The organism is Micromonospora sp. NBC_00860 (assembly GCF_045207375.1).
Classification (GTDB): Bacteria; Actinomycetota; Actinomycetes; order Mycobacteriales; family Micromonosporaceae; genus Micromonospora; species Micromonospora vinacea.
On record NZ_CP108825.1, the window covers coordinates 5,397,904 to 5,417,323 of the forward strand.

Below are 19,420 nucleotides of genomic sequence, written 5' to 3' on the forward strand. Positions count from 1 at the left end.
CATGACGGCTGACCCGACCTCGCTCAGAGAAGCCCTCCGCGATGCCGGCTGACCTCGGCCTGCGCCCCGGCGCTGACCAGCCCGTTCTCGTAGGCGGCGATCACCAGTTGGGCGCGGTCGCGGAGACTGAGCTTGGCCAGGATCCGGTTGAGGTGAGTCTTCACGGTGGCCATGCTGATGTGCTCGCGGTCGCAGATCTGGGTATTCGAGAGGCCGTTGGCGACAAGCGTCAGGATCTCGCGCTCCCGGTTCGTCAGGACATCCAGGCGACCCGTGTCGGAAATGGCCTCGGGCGCACTGAATCGAGCGATCATCCGTCGGGTGACGCTGGGCGCGAAGAGCGCGTGCCCGCCAGCCACCACGTGGACGGCTGCCAGCAGATCGGCGGGGGCGATGTCCTTGAGCAGGAAGCCGCTCGCACCGGCGCGCAGGGCCGAATATACGTACGGGTCCAGGTCGAACATGGTCAGAATCAAGATCCGGACGTCCGTGGTGGCCTGGTCGCCGGTGATCAGGCGAGTGGCCTCAAGGCCGTCGGTGTGCGGCATGCGCACGTCCATGAGCATGACGTCCGGCCGCCTGCTCTTCGCCAGCCGGACCGCGGCCGCGCCGTCCGCCGCCTCCCCGACGACCGTGCACTCCGGATCGGAGCTCACCAGCAGGCGGAAGCTCTCGCGCAACACGGGCTCGTCGTCGACGATCGCGACCCGGATCACCGCTGACCATCCATTGGTGCGTACGGAATCTTCACCTGGACCTGGAAGCCGCCGGCCGCCAGCGGCCCGGCCGTCATATCACCGTTGTGCATCTCCACCCGCTCCCGCATACCGGCCAGGCCGAACCCCTCCGCTGCGGAACGGCGGATCGGCCGGCCGTCCACCGGTCCGTCGTCCGCGACCTCGACGAGGAGCTCACTCCCGGTGCTCCGGATCGTCAGGCTGCAGCGGGTCGGCCCGACGTGCTTGATGACGTTGGTCAGTGCCTCCTGGACGATCCGGTAAGCGGTCAGCGACACGCCTGACGGGACACCGTCCTGCTCCGGCAGTTCGCTCCGGACGGTCAGGCCGGCCTTCTCGGCACGGCGCACCAGCGCGGGGACGTCGGGCAAACCAGGAGCCGGTCCGCGGGGTTCGTCGCTGTCCCGGAGAAGCCGGAGTGCCTGCCGCATCTCGGCGAGAGCCTCCCGGCTGACCTGCTCGATGACTGCGAGCGAGGCCAGCGTCTCCGACGGCCGGTCCCGAGCCAGGTGCCGTGTCACCGCTGCCTTGACCGCGATCACCCCCAGGTTGTGCGTCACGATGTCATGCACCTCACGGGCAATTCGTAGTCGTTCGTCGGAGACCGCTCGCTCAACCCGGTCCTCAGCGCGCCAGACCGCGTACGCTCGCCGCTGCGCAACAGCGATTCCAGCGGCCCAGGAGGCTCCGACCAGGGCGAGGCCTGGCAGCAGTGTTCCGAATCGACTCGGCCACGGTTGTGGCGACCCGGTGGCGACGGCCAGAAACGTCAGAACCGCGCTGGACGACACGATCACCAGCCAGCTGCGACGGCTCCGATGACCACCGATGGCCGCAGCCGTGTAAGCGGTGAGGGCAACCGCGAGGAGCGGGTCCGGCAGAATCCCCAATGACACGCTGACGATCGATGCGAGGGCGACGCTCGCGAAGACTGGCATTGGCCAGACCCTGCGGACTGCGACGGGGAGCGCGATCAGGGAGACCAGCACGGCGTGCAGCCAGTCGGGAAGCGTGCTCGACCGGGGCAGGGCGGTCAGGTAGACAGTGGCGAGCAGCCCGGCGACGACGACGTCGACGGCGACCAACTCGCTGTGGGTCAGCGGGCGAACCGGCAGCCGGGCACCTTCTACCGCTCCCTTCGGGTGCACGAACGCCCCTTCTAAGCAAGGTCCCCGGAGAGACCCATCAATCTACGTGCCACCAGCGCCGCACGGAGCCGATCCTGCACGCCGAGCTTCAAGAATATTCGGCTGAGGTGATTTCGGACCATGCGCTCCGAAATGTTCAATCTCCGCTCAATACCGCGATTGTTCTGGCCATCTGCCAATAACGCAACCACCTCACGCTCCCGGTTGGTCAGCGAGTCCAATAGGCCCTCCGCAGGCGGTGGCGCGGTTCCTCTCCTGCCCCGCCAGTGCGGCCAGGCGTGGTGCCGCCGAACCGGTTCTTCCAGTGCCGCCTCCTGGCATCGAAGCCGGGGAATGCGCGAACCGTTACGCCGAGGGCTCCGCGACCCGCCGGGCACGTTAACGGCATCAATAGTGGGAGTACCAGCAAAACTGAACGTTGACTCACCTCCCTGATTTTTGATAGTCAGGGGCCGTCGGCGCACAGTCGCCATTGCCGAGAACGACTCCGTGACCAGGCTGCCGAATTCCCGGTTTCCCATCGGATTCGCGGGAAATGATGCAGAGGACCGACAAGCAACCACCACGGCTGCCAGCCTTCGAGGTGCCCCCGGCAGGATTCGAACCTGCGACACACGGTTTAGGAAACCGATGCTCTATCCCCTGAGCTACGGGGGCGCGAGGGCCAAGTCTAGCGACCTTGGGGTTCGCCTGGGTGGCAGGGAGTGGCCCACGATCACCCACGTCACCCGAACCCCTGTTCTCCCAGCCCAGGGAGTCTCTACGCGAGTTCGCATGGCGCCGACCCTGCTGATCTTGGCGGTCTGGGCTGGTAGGGGTCCTGTCGCGGATGCAGGCCCAGAGGACGTTGAGGCGTTGTCTGGACAAGGGACCGACGAGGAACAAGGCACCCTCGCGGCAGCGATGCACGCCGACGCCGGACCCCGTCGAGCGCTGTTCATCCACGAGACCACATTCCAACCCGGTGACGTCGACCTTGACGCACCCGGCGCGCTCGCCGAGGTGCACCGGCGACTGGCCCTCGCCGAGAACCGCAACATCCAGATCGTCGATGATGTATCCGCGCCGCCCCGGCAAGGACGTCGCCGAGGTCCACGACTACCGCGCCCCGGCCTCACCCATCCTCGCCGCCTCACTCCCACGCCGCATGCCCGGATACAGGGCACTCGGCTTCACCCGGACCTGAACGCACCGCACGGGGCGTCTGTCGTAATTCAGGGAAGAGCCAGCGCGCCGCCTCAGCGGTCCCGCAGATCGAATACCGATGACCCGCATTCCGAACACGGTGTGAGCCGCAAATTGAACGCGGCAACCCTCGCAGATCGAAACCACCCCGGTATCCTTACGCCATGCCCCCACCGCATCTGATCCCCCGCCGCGCCGCTGCGCAGGTCGACGCCGCCCTGGCTGACACCCGTGTCGTTCTGATCAGCGGAGCACGGCAGTCGGGCAAGAGCACCCTGGTGCGCATCGTCGCCGGCGATCGTCTGGCCGAGCGCCGCGATCTTGATCGGGCTCAGGACCGGGCGGCGGCGATCGCCGATCCGGTCGGGTTCGTGGACTCCTCCGAACTCCTGGTCATCGACGAGATCCAGCGCGCTCCGGAACTCCTGTTGGCCATCAAGGCAGCCGTCGACGAGGACCCCCGTCCCGGTCGGTACCTGCTCACCGGCTCGTCTCGCCTGTTCGGCATGGTGGCCGCCCCGGACGCCTTGCCCGGCCGAATGGAAACCGTCGAGCTCTGGCCGTTCTCCCAAGGCGAACTCGAGGGAGCACCGGACGGATTCGTCGACGCCGTCTTCACGCTCGGCGCGGACCTGCGACACGAGTCGGACGTGACCCGCGCCGACTACGCGGCCCGAATCGTGCGCGGCGGCCTACCCGAGGCCACCACCCGAACCGACCCGCGCCGCCGCCAACGATTCCTCGACGCCTACGTCCAGGCGCTCATCGACCGCGACGTCCGGCAGTTGTCCGACATCCAGCACAAGGGCGAACTCCGAAAGCTGGTACGCCTCCTCGCGGCCAGGTCCGCGACCATCATCACCGCCAACTCCCTCGAATCCGCCCTCGGACTGAGCCGGCCCACGATCGCCCGCTACCTCCAAGCCCTGGAAGAGATCTTCCTGATCAAGCGGATCCCCGGTTGGTCCCGCAACCTCGGCACCCGCGCCACCGCCGCGCCAAAACTGATCTTCGTCGACTCGGGCATCGCCGCCAACGAGACCGCGACCGACGCCCGGGCTCTGCTCCGGCCGGGCACACCGTTTGGGCCACTGCTCGAATCATTTGTCCTGTCCGAGTTGTCCCGCCAGCTCACCTGGTCCAGGCAGTTCGTCGACCTGTCCCACTACCGCGACCAGAGCAGGTACGAAGTCGACGCGGTGCTGGAGAACAGAACCGGCCAGGTGATCGGGATCGAAGTCAAAGCAGCCACCACCGTCGGGCCCGACGACTTCCGCGGGCTACGCCGACTCGCCGACCGCCTGGGAGACGACTTCGTCGCCGGCATCGTCCTCTATACCGGAACCTCCACGCTGCCGTTCGGCGACAGACTCCGCGCCATGCCGGTCAGTGCCCTGTGGCAGGTTTCCGCCCCGACAGCAGACTTACCTCGCTCGCAGGTCGCTCCTCAGCCGGTCACCGGTTCACCCACGTTGGCATCCGCTTGAGGAGTACAGCGCCCAGCCGCCGTAGACCGGTGAGAGCCACGCGGCGGGCGTGCTGTCCCAGTAGCTGATGATGGCCGGGCTCCGAACGGCACATCGTCGATTTGCCGGAGCCGCAGGCCGCCAGCGCCATACGCTCAGTCGCAGAGCCAGCCAACCTTGAAGCGTCCCTGGACCGGTTCCTTGGGTCGACTCGATACCGGGGTGGAGGAAGCGATGGTGGAGTCACCGGTGCGGGGTGATCCACCCAGGCGACGAGGCGGCGGGCTCAGGACCTCCGAGGTCGTCACGGTGAGCCGGTGACCCGGGACGGCCAGGCGTCGCGCCAGCCCGCTTTCGCCGTACCGCTGCTTCTGGTTGTGCTACTCGCGGCTTGCCTCGCCGCACCCGCCCGGGCGGCCGACGGACCCGGCGGCAACGGCCTGCCGCGCGCCGGCGACCTGACCGGAACCCCCACCGCCCTGCAGAACGTGCCGCCGGAGATATCGGCGGTGGCCGACGGCGAACTGATCGGATACCGGATGCCGGGGATCCGCGGCGGGCAGGTTGACGCGACGGCGATGCTGTTCGTGCCGACCGGAGCGCCGCCGCCGGGCGGGTGGCCGCTGCTGGTGTGGGGGCACGGCACGGTCGGTTGGGCGCCGGAGTGCGCGCCCAGCGTCCAGTTGCAGCAGCGAGGCTTCTGGGCGGACGGTCCGAACGCCGCCCTGTTCGCCGCCGTCCTCGGGATGAGGATCGCCATCGTGGCGCCCGACTACGAGGGGCTCGGCTACCTCGACCGGGGCGTTGTTGAGGGACACGGCTATTACCACCTGTCCAGCGAGGGCCAATCGATGATCTACGCGGCGGTGGCGGCGCAGCGGTACCTCGGCGCCCGCCTGTCCGGGCAGTGGGTGCCGGCGGGGTGGTCGGAGGGCGGGTTCGCGGCACTGGCCGCGGCCTCTTACGCCGAGGAGGCCAGCCAGGTCGACCCGGCCCTGGACTACCGGGGCACGATCACCCTCGCCCCGGTGCCGGACGTGCCAGCCATGAACCAGGTCCTGTGGCGCGAAATCCGGGCCGCCGCCGGGTCTGGCCGGGAGCCAACCGCGCACCAGATCGACCAGTTGGTGTTCGCCAACGCGGAGACGATCTACTTCACCCGGACGCAGCAGCTCGCCGGCTACGACATCGACCCCGGGCAGGTGTACGGGCCGAACATGCTGCGGATCTACCGGGACAACTCGCGGGCCTGCCTGGCCGACCTGAACCGGCTGGTCCGGCAGGACATCCTGAACTACCTGCGCGACGACCCGGCGCACCGCCTGGACACCTACCCAGGTGTACGCGGCGACGCGCCCAACGCGCTGCCTGAGAACCAGCGGTTCTACGCCGAGAACCAGGGACGGCTGGAAAACTCCACGCTGCCCGGATCGATCCTGTGGCTGTACGGCACCGACGACATCACCAGCCCGGCCGCGGTCACCTACGCCACCGTCAACAAGATGCTGATCAACGGGAACGACATCAACCTCGGCGTGCTCGAAGGGGCCGGCCACTACGACGTGCCGGTCGACGGACTCCCGCTCATCGAGGCCCGGCTTCGGCAACTCTTCGTCTGACCGGTGGAACCACGCCTGAAGTACACCTCTCCACGACGAGCACCACGTCGTCTACCCGAGGAGACCGGGCCGGGCGGCGCGGCGACGCTCGGTGAGCCGTCGCGCCTTCACCACGTTGCCGCAGTCGGCCATGCGACACCAGCGGCGGGATCCGTTGCGGCTCTGATCGAGGAAGAGCCAGCCACAGCCACCTTCGAGCACCGGGCAGCGGCGCACCCGGGTCAGGTCGGCCGTCAGCATGACGTCGAGGGCGGCCTCGGCGATCCGGTCGGGCACCAACATGGCCGGCACCGTGCCGTAGGCCAGCCGCACCCGGGACGAGTCGAGCGTGAGTCTTGCTCGGGCGGCTGCGCCGGACCAGCGCTGATGTAGTGCGACCAGTGCGGCACCGGCCGCGATGGGGTCGCCCACCGTGCCACCGTCCGCGTCGGTGATCGTCGCTAGCAGCACAAGGTGGAGGCCTTCACGGATGTCGCGCACGGTGACCAGTCCCGCGTGCGCCGCCGCAGGCTCGTCGCGCCATGCCCGGCCCACCTGCTCGGCCTCCGCGTCGCTGACCACGCCCACCCGGACCGACCAGCGCAGCAGAGCGGAACTGTCGGTCAGGAAGTCGTGCGGCGACTCACCCCCTCGCTCCAGCGTGTTGGCCAGATCGAGTGCCGGGTGCCCGCCGACCAACGGCAGCTGACACACGTCGAGAGGCATGCGGCAAGGCTACCAGCTAAGCCCTCAAAGGCGGTTACTCCTGACGCCCGCACCCTGTGCCTGACTTCGGCGTACCTATGCGGCTTCGCAGCGCGAAGAACGAGGAATGGACGTCTGCCTATGCTACCGTCGAAACCCAGTTAACCGGAATCATCACGCGCCGCGTGTGTGACGGCTGCTCGTTCCACTCGTCCAAGACCTGGGAGGTAGCCGATGACGCACCAACGACGTGCGGTCTATGCCCTCGCCGCGCTGTCCGCCGCCACATTCTGTTACGTCACCACCGAGGTGCTTCCGATCGGGTTGCTCACGCTGATCGCGCCGGACCTGGGACGCTCCAGGTCCGAGGCCGGTCTGCTGGTGACCGGGTACGCCGTGGTGGTCATGATCGTGGCCCTGCCGCTGACCCGGGTCACTCGGCGAGTGCCGCGGCGCCCACTGCTCGCCGGCGCCCTCGGTGTGTTCGCCGCGGCGACGGCGGTGTCGGCCTTCGCCACCTCCTACGAGGTGTTGCTCGCCGCGCGGTTGGTGTCCGCCACCACCAACGGTGTCTTCTGGGCGGTGGTGTTTCCGGTGGCGATCTCGATGTTCCCCGCGAACATCCGAGGCCGCATCGTGGCTCGACTGTCGATCGGCAACGCTCTCGGCCCCGTCCTCGGCGTGCCGCTGGGCACCTGGTTGGGCGGGCAGGCCGGGTGGCGGGCCGCCTTCGTCGCGATGGCCATCTTCGGCTTCGTCACCTGCGTCGCGGTCGCCCTGCTCCTGCCGAGCGTCACACCGCAGCAGAGTGCGGGTGACGTCGGGCCGATGCCGGACCGGCACCGCTTCGTCGTGCTCCTGATCGCCACCATCCTCGCGGTCACCGGCGCCATGGGCGCGTTCACCTACATGACCGTCTTCCTCCTCGACGTCAGCGGATTCGCCGCAGCATCTCTCGGCCTGTTGCTCTTCGTGCAAGGCTCGTTCGGCGTGGCCGGCACCTGGGCGGTCGGTCGCTTCCTGGACCGCTTTCCACTCGGTGTCGTACTGGTCCTACTCGGGCTCCTCACCGCCGCGATGCTCGGCCTCTATGGAGTCGGCGCAAGCAAGGTGTTGACGATCCCGTTGCTCGCCGTGGCGGGGATGTCGTTCAGCTCGCTGATCGCGGGAATCCAGCACCGCGTCATGCAGGTGGCCCCGTCGACCACCGACATGGCGTCGGCCAGCCTCAGCGTCGCGTTCAACTTCGGCCTCGCTGCCGGCTCGTTCATCGGCGCGGGCCTGCTGGCGACGGCCGGAGTGCGCGTCATCCCATTGTTCGGTGGCCTGCTGACGGCGGCGGCCATCGCGTTGCTCGCCGGCCACGAGATGTCCCGCCGGAGGAGACAGCACAGAACCGACCGCGGCGATTGGCCGGTTCGGCCGGCCCACGGACGCGATGCCGAGGAGTCAGAGGCCACCAGCGTGCGGACATAACTGGCGCGGCCCGGCTCGTACACCAGGACGGGGACGGGCCCGGCGCGGAGAGTGGTCCTCCACGCCGGGCCCGCCGCAGCGGTTGGGGTCAGCTGGTCACGCAGTCGGCCAACACGCCCGGCCCGGTGCCGGTGCCCTGGAAGCCGAAGTTGGTCGACTGCCGGCCGAGGACCCGTCCGTTGTAGCTCACGTTGGTGAACCCTACGGTTCCGCTGGTGCCGCTGACCTGGGCGTTCCAGGCGCTGGTGACCGAGCCGCCGGGCAGCGCGACGGTCACGGTCCAGCCGTTGATGTCCGACTTGCCGGCGGTGACCGTCACGCTCGCTGTGAAACCGCCAGCCCACTGGTTGACCGCGATCGACGCGTAGCAGCCGTCACCGGCCGGCGGCGACGGCGGAGGGGTGGTCGGCGGCGTGGTCGTCGGCGGGGTCGTGGTCGGCGGAGTGGTCGTCGGCGGGGTGGTCGTGGGCGGGTTGGGCGCGCCATTGGCCAGGCTGAAGGCCAGGTCGGGCTGGAACGAACCGGCCGTGAACCGGCAGCCGTCCGCCTCCCCCGGCGGCTTCACCCACAGGTACGCGTCGATGTTGGCATCGCCGGTGTTGGTCGTCGGGTACTGCCCGATGCGCCGGTCGGTGTTGTCGTCGCCGCACCAGTCCCCGCTGGCGCCCCCGTTACGGCTGGTGTCGATGACCTGGCGTTTGCCCGAGATCCCCATGCCGTTGAGGGAGGAGATGACCGCCCGACCGAAGTTCGCCTCGCTGGAGGTGGAGTTGTAGTTCGACACGTTGGTGAAGAAGCCGTCGGCGTACTGCACGCCGGCCGCCCGGAGCCGGTTGGCCGTCTCACCAGCGCTGTTCCAGGTGGAGTGGCCGCCGTCGAGGTACACCTTGGCGTTGGCGTTGCCCGACTTGATGGTCCGGGTGGCCGTCGAGATCGCCTGGTTACGCGCGTTGATCTCCGCACTGCTGAGGCACGTCAGCAGTGCGAGCGAGTCGGTTTCCAGGATGATGATGACGGTCTGGTTGCCCAGTCCCCTGGCGAAGTTGGACACCCACGTCTGGTACTGGTTGAGGTCCGGCGCGCCACCGGCGCTGGCTCCGCCGCAGTCCCGGTTGGTGATCTCGTACACGGCCAGCACCGGGATCTGCTGCGCCGCGTTGGCCGCCCCGATGAACCCGGAGACCTCGGACTGCACTGTCGAGGGATTGAAGTTGGCGAACCAGCGCGCCTGCGGCTGACTCGCGATCTTGTCGCGGATGACGGCCGTACGCGAGTCGCCGGGGTTGGCGGCGACCCAGCGGACGACTGCCGAACTCGGGTCGCGGTAGAGCGACCCGGACAGCGTGCCGGCGGAGGCGCTGCTGACGGCGAGGCAGACGCCGACGGCGGTGGCGCCCGCGACGGCCGCCACGCTGATGGCCGCCGATCTGCGGCGGAGCGAGGAGAGGATAGCCACGACGTGTTGCCTCCAGATCACATAGATGTATCTAAGTTCATGGGAGCGTTCCCATGGACGGTAGCGGAGGCGCGGACCCCTGCCAAGGCGTGAACACTCGTCGATGGGGCAGACGCCTCCGCGTCCGGGTGTCGGGGCACGCTCCTCAGGAGCCCGATGCTCCCCCTATCTCTGAGCCACCGGGCCGGATGTCCGACGAAATGAGACGTGATGTCGGGAGCTGCCGGGGTAGGAGGTCCCGCAGACGGACGATGAGAGGCGTTGTCATGAACCTGGGCTTTCTCCGACCGCGCCACTGCCGCGGACGGAGACGTGAACCGTTGGACGCGGGTGCCCTTGCCCGACTGCTTGACCAAGGGCACCCGCCGGATCACCCTGGCAACGGCCCCGAGCGGCGATCCACGTGCTGCATATCCGCAGCCAGGGCCGTATCGCCATGCGAGCGGGCCGCGCGCTACGCCTGCTGCGAAGGTGATGCGTATCGTGGATAGAACGGCTGCGGAGTCCTGGGCAGGGAAGGCCTCGACATGACAGACGGCACCGTCTACTCCGGCCCGCACTGGCACCGCTACGCCACCAGCGACACCGATGAGGCGCACGACTTCGTCCGGCGGGCATTCCTCGACATCAAGGTGCGGTCCTCCGGTGAGGGCCGCGACGGAGCCGGCCTACGCGCCGTCACCACCACGCTCGCCGACGTCGGCGTGACACGGCTGCACTACTCGGCGCGCACGCAGGTCCAGACGGCCCCGGACGGCGACCTGAACATCACCCACCTGATGGGCGGTCGCTTCACCGTCGCCAGGGCCAAGGACGAGTACCGCCTGCGGTCCGGGGACGTGATGCTGATCCTGCCGGACCACGCCGAGGACCTCGCCTACGACGACGTCGACACGTTCGTCGCCCGCCTTCCCCGCGCCCTGCTGGAGAAGGTCGCCCACGCGGAGACCGGCATCAGCGGTGCGGACCTGTGCTTCGACAGCTCCAGGCCGATCTCGACGGCGCTGGGTCGCCACTGGACCCAGACCGTCTCCCACCTGACCCGCAGCGTCCTCTCCGACCCTGCCCTGATGGCCAACCCACTGATCGCCGGGAACGCCCGCCACCTGCTCGCGGCGACGGTGCTGGCCGTGTTTCCCAACACCGCCCACGCCGCGGTCCTGCGGGCCGTCGGCGACGTCACTCCCCGGGCGATACGACGAGCCGTCGCCTACGTCGACGACAACGCCGACCAGCCGCTCACTGTCGACCAGATCGCCACAGTGGCCGGCGTTCGCCCCCGCGCTCTGCAACTCGCGTTCCGCCGCCACCACGACACCACCCCGATGCAGTACGTCCGCCGGGTCCGCCTCGAACGCGCGCACCGCGACCTGCAGGCCACCGACCCGGCCACCGGTGTCACCGTCACCATGATCGCCAGGCGCTGGGGCTTCACCCACCTCGGACGCTTCAGCACCGACTACCGCGCGGCCTACGGCAGCAGCCCCAGCCACACCCTGCGCACCTGACGCCACTACCGGTCTGCGTCGACCTCGCGCGGTCAGACCCGGGCCAGACCCAGCGCGCGCACGTCGACCGCGACGTCGGGGCCGTAGGAGTCGGCGATGCGGCGCTCGAAAGCGTCGGCGTCGATTGTGTACTCCTGTGGGCCCTCGACCTCCAGCACGTGCGCCGCCAGGACGCAGCCCACCTGTGCCGCACGCTCGATGGGCAGGTCGGCGGCGAGCGCGGCGAAGAAGCCGGCCCGGAAGCCGTCGCCGACACCGGTCGGGTCGACGATGCCGCCCACCCGCGCCGCCGGCACCAGGAAGTCGCCGTCCTGCCCGGTGATCCGTACCCCGTTGGCGCCCAGGGTCACCACCCGTACGCCCACGCGGCGCAGGATGTCGTCCTCGCTCAGCCCGGTCTTGGATTCCAGCAGCGCCGCCTCGTACTCGTTCGTCAACAGGTAACGAGCGCCGTTGATCATCGCCTCGATGTCGGCCGCCGGCATCCGGGCCAGTTGCTGTGACGGGTCGGCGGCGAAGGGCAGGCCCAGTCGGCGGCAGGCGGCAGCCCGGGCGAGCATCGTGTCCGGGTTCTCCGCGGCGAGGATGACGAGCCCGAGGTCACCGGCGCGCGCCGCGACACCGTCGAGGCTGATCCGGTCGGGTTCGCCCATCGCGCCGGGGTAGAACGACGCGATCTGGCAGAGGTCGGTGTCGGTGGTGCAGATGAACCGGGCGGTGTGCGCGATGGCGCTGACCTGCACCTCCGAGCAGTCGACCCCGTGCCGCTCCAACCAGCTGCGGTAGTCGCCGAAGTCGCCACCGACCGCGCCGAGCAGCACCGGCCGGTGCCCGAGTTGGGCGAGCCCGAAGGCGATGTTGGCCGCGACCCCGCCGCGACGGACGACGAGGTCGTCGACGAGGAACGAGAGTGAGACGGTGTCGAGGCTGCCGGCGATGAGTTGCTCGGCGAACCGCCCCGGGAAGCGCATCAGATGGTCGGTCGCGATCGAGCCAGATACGGCGATCATGCGGGGCGGGCCCTCTCAGTAGCGGTAGTGGTCGGGCTTGTAGGGCCCTTCGACCGGGACGCCGAGGTAGTTGGCTTGTTCCTTGGTCAGTTCGGTCAGGCGGACACCCAGCGCGGAGAGGTGGAGTCGGGCGACCTTCTCGTCCAGGTGCTTGGGGAGGGTGTGGACACCGATCGGGTACTGGTCGGTGCTGGTGAACAGCTCGATCTGCGCGATGGTCTGGTTGGCGAAGCTGTTCGACATCACGAAACTCGGGTGCCCGGTGGCGTTGCCCAGGTTCAGCAGCCGACCCTCCGACAGCACGATGATCGAGTGGCCGTCGGCGAACCGCCACTCGTCCACCTGCGGCTTCACGGTGATCCGCTCGACGTCTCCGCGTTTCGCGAGACCGGCCATGTCGATCTCGTTGTCGAAGTGGCCGATGTTCCCCACGATCGCCTGGTGCTTCATCCGCGCCATGTGCTCGTTGGTGATCACGCTGAAGCAGCCCGTGGCGGTCACGAAGATGTCGGCGGTCTCGACCACGTCGTCGATGGTCGCGACCTGGTAGCCGTCCATCGCCGCCTGGAGGGCACAGATCGGGTCCACCTCGGTCACGATGACCCGCGCCCCCTGACCACGCAGACTCTCGGCGCAGCCCTTGCCGACGTCGCCGTAGCCGAACACGACGGCGACCTTCCCGCCGATCAGCACGTCGGTGGCCCGGTTGATCCCGTCGATCAACGAGTGTCGGCAGCCGTACTTGTTGTCGAACTTGCTCTTGGTCACCGAGTCGTTCACGTTGATCGCCGGGAACAGCAGGTTCCCCGCCTGCTGCATCTCGTACAGCCGGTGCACACCTGTCGTGGTCTCCTCGGTCACCCCCTTGATTCCGGCGGCGACCCGCGTCCAGCGGCGGTTGTCCTCCCGCAGCGACCGCGTCAACACACCGAGGATGACCTCGTACTCCTCCGAGTCGGCGCTCTCCGGCGACGGGACCGCCCCGATGGCCTCGAACTCGGCACCCTTGTGCACCAGCAGCGTGGCGTCACCACCATCGTCGAGGATCATGTTCGGGCCCTGCCCGTCCGGCCAGAGCAGCACCTGCTGGGTGCACCACCAGTACTCGTCGAGGGACTCGCCCTTCCAGGCGTAGACCGGGACACCCGCAGGGGCGTCCGGGGTGCCGGTCGGGCCGACCGCGATTGCCGCCGCCGCGTGGTCCTGCGTGGAGAAGATGTTGCAGGACGCCCACCGGACCTGCGCGCCGAGCGCCACCAGCGTCTCGATCAGCACCGCCGTCTGGATGGTCATGTGCAGCGAGCCGGTGATCCGCGCACCCTTCAATGGCTGCCGCGAGGCGAACTCCCTCCGGATCGACATCAGACCCGGCATTTCATGCTCGGCCAGCTCGATCTCCTTACGCCCGAAGGCCGCCAACGACAGATCCGCCACCTTGAAATCGCTGAAGTCGCCAGTCATGCCCGCACCCTCCCCCAGCCGCGTCGAGGACCGTTGGAGTCCCGTTCAACCGGGCTCGTGCTCCGCACACCGGGCCGCCCGGGCCCGGGTGCGGAGCAAGCGCCGTCAGGAGTTGCGACTGGCCGGGTCGACCCGCGCGTACGTGAGCAGGTCGGCCATCGTGAACTGGCCCGAGAAGCGGGCCGGCAGGGTCGGACGCCAGCTGGGCTGCACCTTCAGGTAGCTGGCCGGGTCGAGCTGGGCGATGCCGATGAGCACCTCCGCCACGATTCGCCCACCGACCGCGCCCAGTGAACCGCCGCCGGCCTGGAGCTGTGCCTCCTTGAGGATGTAGTAGAAGAGCGGGGTGTTGGAGTCCAGGCCGAGGCCGTACCCACTGAGCTCCGGGAAGTTGAAGCTGCCGAGTGCCGGTGCCCCGATGTGTGCGGCGATCCGCTGGCCCGACGGGATGCCGAAGGTGAGCTGACGGAGCAGGTCACGTCCGAGCAGGTTGGCCGACGGGGAGCCGGAGGGCGGCGGTGGCAGCGGGAAGCCGAACAGTGGCGTCGAGTTGCGGACGTCGATCCACTTGCTCCAGCGCACCTGGCCGTCGAAGAACTGGAACCAGAACTGGTAGTCGAGGTAGCGGCGGGCGGCCCGCTTCCCACCGCGCAGGTCGGCCGGGTCGGCGCCGCTCAGCGCCGGGTCGAAGAGCATGGCGTAGAACTCGTCGCCGCCGTTGCCGGTCCGGTTGACCAGGTAGGCGGGTCGCGGCTGGCTGTGGCCGAAGCGGAACGCCGCCGCTGTGAACTCGACCGGGATGAACGTCGCGTTCGGCTCCGGCTTGTAGAAGCGGCGGCCTCCGTTGAGCACTGTGGAGACCGTGCCCGGGCCGGCGATCAGCGGCAGGAACTCGTTGAGCACGATCCACTGGTAGTGCCAGGTGACGAGTTGCCGTGCGGCGCCGAAGACCTGGGCCGCCGGGGTGCCCTGTGCCCGCACCAGGTCGACCACCCGGTTGTGGAAGAGGATGAACGCGGCCGTGATCTGCGCGATCGGCAGGTTCTCGTCGTTGCGGACGTCGAAGACGATCGCCCTGCCACTGGAGTTGCGCGGCAGGTCTTCGAAGCGCCCGCCCGACTCGATCTTGAGCTTGGCCGGATCGGCCGAGTTGTAGAGCTCCGGGTTTCCGGTCGGCCCGCCGCCATACAGCGAGTCGAGGTCGAGGGCTGGAGTCCGCGGGTTGGGCACAGTGGTCGGGTCGACCGGCGTGCCCAGCGGCGCCGTCGTCTCGAAGGCCAGGTCGTGGTCGACGAACTGTCCGAAGTACGTCATGCCCTGCGGGATCGAGAAGTTGTCGGGGTCGTTGATGCTGTGCTGCTGCAGGTCGGCGAGCGCCTCCGCGCCGACGCTGAGTGGGTCGCGGGCGTCCATCGGGCCGCCGACGCGCGACAGGTCGATCAGCGCGTTCCGCATCTGGGTCGTCGCCGACCCGAACGCCGGCAGCGACGGGAACATCCGACCGAACCGGTTGGAGAACGCCGCCGCTGCGGGCGCCGCGTCGAGCAGGACTCCCCCGGTGCCGGCCACTAGCGCCCCCGCGCCGACTCCGGCCAATAATCGCCGTCGGCTGACACCTCGAGAAGCGTTGTCAATTGCCATGTCGGCCACCTTCCGTCCGCAGGCGCCCGCGTGGACGCACGGGCCGCAAACCCGCGAACCGGCAGCAGTGTGAACCCTTCGGTTAGTGGCGCCCTGGAGCCTCGGTGGTGTCCGGCTGGAGGCCGGTGAGCATGGTGTCGACCAGCGAGGTGTCGTGTTTCGCGGCACGGAACAGCGGGTGGTCGAGCGTCGATCGGAGGAACTCCCGGGTGGTGGCCACACCTGGCCCTTCGATGGCGCACTCGTCGAGGGCGCGGGCCATCCGGGCCAGGGCCTGGGTGCGGTCGGGCGCCCAGACGACCACCTTCGCGAGGAGGGAGTCGTAGTCGGCCGGCACCCGGTAACCGGCGTACCCGTGCGTGTCGACCCGGACGAACGGGCCGGCGGGCAGGTCGAAGCGGGTCAGCTCACCCGGCGTCGGTACGAAGCCGCGCGTCGGGTCCTCGACGTTGACGCGGCACTCGATCGCCGTGCCGCGCTGCGTCACGTCGGCCTGCGTCAGCGCGAGCCGTTCACCGGCCGCGACGAGGATCTGTTGCCGCACCAGGTCGACGCCGGTCACCAGCTCGGAGACCGGGTGCTCGACCTGGAGCCGGCAGTTGACCTCCATGAGATGGAAGTCGTCCCCGCCGCCGACCAGGAACTCGAAGGTACCCGCGCCCACGTAGCCGACGCCGAGCGCGCCGGTGACCGCGGCGGCGGTCATCCGGTCGACCATGTGTTGCGGCAACCCGGGCGCGGGTGACTCCTCGATCAGCTTCTGGTGGCGCCGCTGCACCGAGCAGTCGCGCTCGCCGAGGTGGATGCCGTTGCCGTAGCGGTCGGTGAGCACTTGGACCTCGACGTGGCGGGCCGACTCGAGGTAGCGCTCGATGTAGACCCGGTTGTCGCCGAAGAGCAGCTGCGCCTCGGCCCGCGCGGAGGCGAACTCGCCCAGGAACGAGGCCGGGTCCCGGACCACCCGTACCCCCCGACCACCGCCACCGGCGACCGCCTTGATGATCAGCGGGAAGCCGATCTCCTCCGCCACCGCGCGGGCGTGAGCCGCCGACTCGACGGCGTCGGTCGTGCCGGGCAGCACCGGCAGGCCGAGGCCCGCCATGATGCCCCGCGTCCGGGCCTTGTCGCCCAGCGCGGCCATCACGGCGGGCGGCGGCCCGATGAACGTGATCCCGTCGGCCTCACAGATCTCGGCGAAGTCCGGGTCCTCGGAGAGGAATCCGTAGCCCGGATGGATCGCGTCGGCCCCCGTGCGGCGGGCCGCCTCGATGATGGCCGGGGCGCTCAGGTAGCTGCGTCGGCTCGGACCCGGCCCGATCTGGACGGCTTCGTCGGCCAGCCGCACCACCGCCGAGTCGCGGTCGACTGTCGAGTAGACCGCCACCGTACGCAGCCCCATCTCCCGGCAGGTCCGGGCGATCCGGACCGCGATCTCGCCCCGGTTGGCGATCAGCACCGACTCGAACACTGTCAGCCCTCCGAAACAGCTAAGGCGATCAACCGTTCGCCGTACTCGACCGGAGTCGCGTTGGGTACCAGCACCTTCACGACCTCGCCCGCGCGGTCGGCTTCGACCGGGATCATCATCTTCATCGCTTCGAGGATCGCGACCTGCTGGCCGGGCACGACATGGTCGCCCTCACTCACGAACGGGTCGGCACCGGGCGACGGCGCGAGGTAGAGCGTCGCGACCATCGGCGCGCACACGTAGTGCAGACCGGCGTCGGCCTCCACCAGCGGGACCGCCGGGACCGCCGCGGCCACCCCAGGCGTGCCTTCCGGCCACTCCACCTCGACCACCAGGTCGCCGTGCTGGAGCCGGGCACGACGGACCGGACCTGGCGTCGATCCGATCAGCCGCGCGAGACTGCGGACCGCGGCGTCCAGCGGGTCGGCGTCACCCTCCGACATTCGTCACACCTCCGATCTGTCGGAAGCGGGCCCGGCGATGGGCCCGCACCTCCTCGCGGTTGAGACCGGCCAACTCCGCCAAGGCGTCGACAACCGCCCGGTGTACGGCCGACGCGGTCGCCCCGGGATCGGCCGGCGCCCCACCGGGCGGTTCGGGAACCACTCCGTCGACGATGCCGAGCGCCAGCAGGTCGCCGGCTTGGAGCTTGAGCTGCGCGGCTGCCTCGTCGGCCCGACCGGAGTCGTTCCAGAGGATCGCGGCGCAGCCCTCCGGGCTGATCACCGAGTACGTGGCGTTGGCGAGCATCAGCACCCGGTTGCCGACGCCGAGGGCAAGCGCTCCCCCACTACCGCCCTCGCCGGTCACGACCGCCACGACCGGAACCGTCAGCCCGGCCATCAGCCGGATGCTGTCGGCGATGGCGAGGGCCTGTCCGTTCTCCTCCGCCGAGATGCCGTGGTAGGCGCCGGGTGTGTCGATCAGCGTCACGATCGGCGTCCCGAGCTTCTCGGCCAGGCGCATCAGTCGGGCCGCCTTGCGGTAGCCGGCCGGTGTGGCCATGCCGAAGTTGCGACTGGCCACCTCGGCGACGGTGTGGCCCTTCTGGTGGCCGATCACCACAGCGGGTCGCTCGTCGATCAGGCCGACGCCGCCGACGATCGCCGGGCAGTCACTCGCGAGCCGGTCGCCGTGCAGCTCCACGAAACCGTCCACGAAGTGGCCGATGTAGTCCAAGGTGGAGGGTCGACCGAGGTCGCGGGACAGCGCCACGACCGCCCACGGGTCCGCCGACTCGGGAGGCGCGGTCGCCCGTACCCGGTAAGGATCCGGCGCGGACCGCTCCGCCCCCGCGAAGGCCAGCAACCGGCCGATGGTCTGCCGCAGGTACGAGCGGGGCACCAGGTCGTCGAGCATGCCGCGCGCGAAGAGGTACTCGGCGGTCTGGAAGCCGGCCGGCAGCGGCTGACGCAGCGTCTGCTGGATGACCCGCGGCCCGGCGAAGCCGAGGCGCGCGCCCGGCTCGGCGAGGATGACGTCGCAGAGCGTCGCGAACGATGCCGCGACGCCACCGTAGGTCGGGTCGCTGACCAGCGAGATCGTCAACACCCCGGCCTCGTCGAGGGCGCCGAGCGCCGCGCTCGTCTTGGCCATCTGCATGAGCGACAGCACGCCCTCCTGCATCCGGGCACCGCCGGAGGCGCTGACGATCAGCAGCGGCGTACGGGTCTCCAGCGCCAACTCGGCCGCCCGGGTGATCCGCTCACCGACGCCCGAGCCGAGGCTGCCGCCGAGGAACCGGAAGTCCATGACAGCCGCGATCAACGGCTGCCCCTCGACAGTGCCCCGGACGCAGACCACCGCCTCGTCGAGCCCGGTGCGCCGGCGGGCGGCCTCGATCCGCTGCGGATAGGGCTTGGTGTCGACGAACCCGAGCGGGTCGCCGAAGGCGCCGACCGGTGGCAGCTCCTCGACCGAGTCGAGATCGAAGAGCTGCTCGATCCGCTGGTGCGCGGTGACCTGGTCGTGGTGGTCGCACTCCGGGCAGACGCCCAGGTTGCGCTCGACCCGGCGCTGGTAGAGCAACGCCCGGCAGCCCGGGCAGATCAACCAGCTCTTGCCGACGGGCGTGTTGACGGTGGCGGTCATGACTGCCCGCGTTCGGCCGCGGCCTTCTCCACGATCTCCCGGATGCGTGCCTGCTGCTCACGTGTGGTCCGGTTGAGGTGGGCGGCCATGCCCTCGTCGTCGGCGTGCCCGCCCGGCCGCATCTCGAAGTCCTGCACCCACCGCATCCGCACCCCGCCGTCCGGGATCTCGGTGTACTCCCAGAACAGGTTCATGTACTTGAAGGCGCCGGTCTCCAGCCGCCGTGCCCGCACCACCCGGTCGGTGCGGTCGGGCACCCGCTCGGAGACCCAGCTCCAGACCCGGCCGGCCGGGTCGGGGTGCATGGTCAGGCGGAAGACGACGGCACCGTCGGCGGACGTCGAGAGCACCTCCGTGCTGGCGTACTCGCTGAACAAAGAGGGCCAGTTGGGGATGTCGTTGGTCAGGTCCCAGACGAGGTCGAACGGTGCGTTGATGACGACCGCGTTGTCAGTGTGTCCGGCCATGGG

At 69.4% G+C, this 19,420-nt stretch carries 17 protein-coding genes and 1 tRNA gene; 5 read left to right on the forward strand and 13 right to left on the reverse strand.

Annotation, left to right across the window (positions count from 1 at the left end):
- Window positions 1-23: 23 nt before the first annotated feature.
- Window positions 24-716 (reverse strand): response regulator, encoded by a 693-nt coding sequence (locus OH804_RS24795; RefSeq protein WP_406059807.1) that lies wholly within the window; start codon window positions 714-716, stop codon window positions 24-26.
- Window positions 713-1,726 (reverse strand): sensor histidine kinase, encoded by a 1,014-nt coding sequence (locus OH804_RS24800; protein ID WP_406059810.1) that lies wholly within the window; start codon window positions 1,724-1,726, stop codon window positions 713-715. Before OH804_RS24800 ends, OH804_RS24795 begins: the two co-directional genes overlap by 4 nt.
- Window positions 1,727-1,729: 3 nt before the next feature.
- On the opposite strand from OH804_RS24800, the gene OH804_RS24805 reads away from it, so the two are divergent.
- On the forward strand, window positions 1,730-1,900 hold the full coding sequence (locus OH804_RS24805; protein ID WP_406059812.1) for a hypothetical protein: 171 nt from the start codon (window positions 1,730-1,732) through the stop codon (window positions 1,898-1,900).
- Here the strand turns inward: OH804_RS24805 and OH804_RS24810 are convergent.
- A complete protein-coding gene (locus OH804_RS24810; RefSeq protein WP_406059814.1) occupies window positions 1,897-2,406 on the reverse strand; it encodes a response regulator transcription factor in 510 nt (169 codons plus the stop codon). The genes OH804_RS24805 and OH804_RS24810 overlap by 4 nt on opposite strands.
- Window positions 2,407-2,469: 63 nt before the next feature.
- Window positions 2,470-2,542, reverse strand: a tRNA-Arg gene (locus OH804_RS24815).
- Between the two features lie 692 nt (window positions 2,543-3,234).
- Here OH804_RS24815 and OH804_RS24820 point away from each other — a divergent pair.
- Window positions 3,235-4,557 carry an ATP-binding protein gene (locus OH804_RS24820; protein WP_406059816.1) on the forward strand — a complete coding sequence of 441 codons (1,323 nt, stop codon included), beginning with the start codon at window positions 3,235-3,237 and terminating at the stop codon, window positions 4,555-4,557.
- A gap of 296 nt (window positions 4,558-4,853) precedes the next feature.
- Window positions 4,854-6,155 carry a hypothetical protein gene (locus OH804_RS24825; protein WP_406059818.1) on the forward strand — a complete coding sequence of 434 codons (1,302 nt, stop codon included), beginning with the start codon at window positions 4,854-4,856 and terminating at the stop codon, window positions 6,153-6,155.
- A gap of 51 nt (window positions 6,156-6,206) precedes the next feature.
- Here the strand turns inward: OH804_RS24825 and OH804_RS24830 are convergent, their stop codons facing one another.
- Window positions 6,207-6,860, reverse strand: a complete 654-nt coding sequence (locus OH804_RS24830) for a CGNR zinc finger domain-containing protein (protein WP_406059820.1) — start codon at window positions 6,858-6,860, stop codon at window positions 6,207-6,209.
- A 213-nt stretch (window positions 6,861-7,073) separates the two neighbouring features.
- On the opposite strand from OH804_RS24830, the gene OH804_RS24835 reads away from it, so the two are divergent.
- Window positions 7,074-8,315: an MFS transporter gene (locus tag OH804_RS24835; RefSeq protein ID WP_406059822.1), complete on the forward strand. Its 1,242-nt coding sequence runs from the start codon at window positions 7,074-7,076 to the stop codon at window positions 8,313-8,315.
- An 88-nt stretch (window positions 8,316-8,403) separates the two neighbouring features.
- Here OH804_RS24835 and OH804_RS24840 read toward each other — a convergent pair whose 3' ends face one another.
- Entirely contained in the window at window positions 8,404-9,771 is a 1,368-nt protein-coding gene (locus tag OH804_RS24840; protein ID WP_406059824.1) for a glycoside hydrolase family 6 protein, read from the reverse strand.
- 527 nt (window positions 9,772-10,298) lie between these two features.
- Here OH804_RS24840 and OH804_RS24845 point away from each other — a divergent pair.
- Entirely contained in the window at window positions 10,299-11,279 is a 981-nt protein-coding gene (locus tag OH804_RS24845) for a helix-turn-helix transcriptional regulator (protein WP_406059826.1), read from the forward strand.
- 32 nt (window positions 11,280-11,311) lie between these two features.
- Here OH804_RS24845 and OH804_RS24850 read toward each other — a convergent pair whose 3' ends face one another.
- The 7 genes from OH804_RS24850 to OH804_RS24880 all read right to left on the reverse strand — a co-directional run bounded on the left by OH804_RS24850 (window position 11,312) and on the right by OH804_RS24880 (window position 19,417).
- Window positions 11,312-12,289, reverse strand: a complete 978-nt coding sequence (locus OH804_RS24850; RefSeq protein WP_196920893.1) for a carbohydrate kinase family protein — start codon at window positions 12,287-12,289, stop codon at window positions 11,312-11,314.
- Window positions 12,290-12,304: 15 nt separating this feature from the next.
- The gene (gene ahcY / locus OH804_RS24855) at window positions 12,305-13,750 is read right to left on the reverse strand and encodes an adenosylhomocysteinase (RefSeq protein WP_406059829.1); all 1,446 of its coding nucleotides are present in this window, start codon (window positions 13,748-13,750) and stop codon (window positions 12,305-12,307) included.
- 105 nt (window positions 13,751-13,855) lie between these two features.
- Window positions 13,856-15,319, reverse strand: a complete 1,464-nt coding sequence (locus tag OH804_RS24860) for a peroxidase family protein (RefSeq protein ID WP_196920891.1) — start codon at window positions 15,317-15,319, stop codon at window positions 13,856-13,858.
- Window positions 15,320-15,473: 154 nt separating this feature from the next.
- On the reverse strand, window positions 15,474-16,859 hold the full coding sequence (locus OH804_RS24865; RefSeq protein ID WP_406059831.1) for an acetyl/propionyl/methylcrotonyl-CoA carboxylase subunit alpha: 1,386 nt from the start codon (window positions 16,857-16,859) through the stop codon (window positions 15,474-15,476).
- Between the two features lie 2 nt (window positions 16,860-16,861).
- Complete coding sequence (locus OH804_RS24870; RefSeq protein WP_406059833.1) at window positions 16,862-17,302, reverse strand: acetyl-CoA carboxylase biotin carboxyl carrier protein; 441 nt, start codon at window positions 17,300-17,302, stop codon at window positions 16,862-16,864.
- Window positions 17,289-18,950: an acetyl-CoA carboxylase carboxyltransferase subunit alpha gene (locus OH804_RS24875; RefSeq protein ID WP_406059835.1), complete on the reverse strand. Its 1,662-nt coding sequence runs from the start codon at window positions 18,948-18,950 to the stop codon at window positions 17,289-17,291. Before OH804_RS24875 ends, OH804_RS24870 begins: the two co-directional genes overlap by 14 nt.
- The gene (locus OH804_RS24880) at window positions 18,947-19,417 is read right to left on the reverse strand and encodes an SRPBCC family protein (protein ID WP_406059837.1); all 471 of its coding nucleotides are present in this window, start codon (window positions 19,415-19,417) and stop codon (window positions 18,947-18,949) included. Before OH804_RS24880 ends, OH804_RS24875 begins: the two co-directional genes overlap by 4 nt.
- Between the last annotated feature and the right edge of the window lie 3 nt (window positions 19,418-19,420).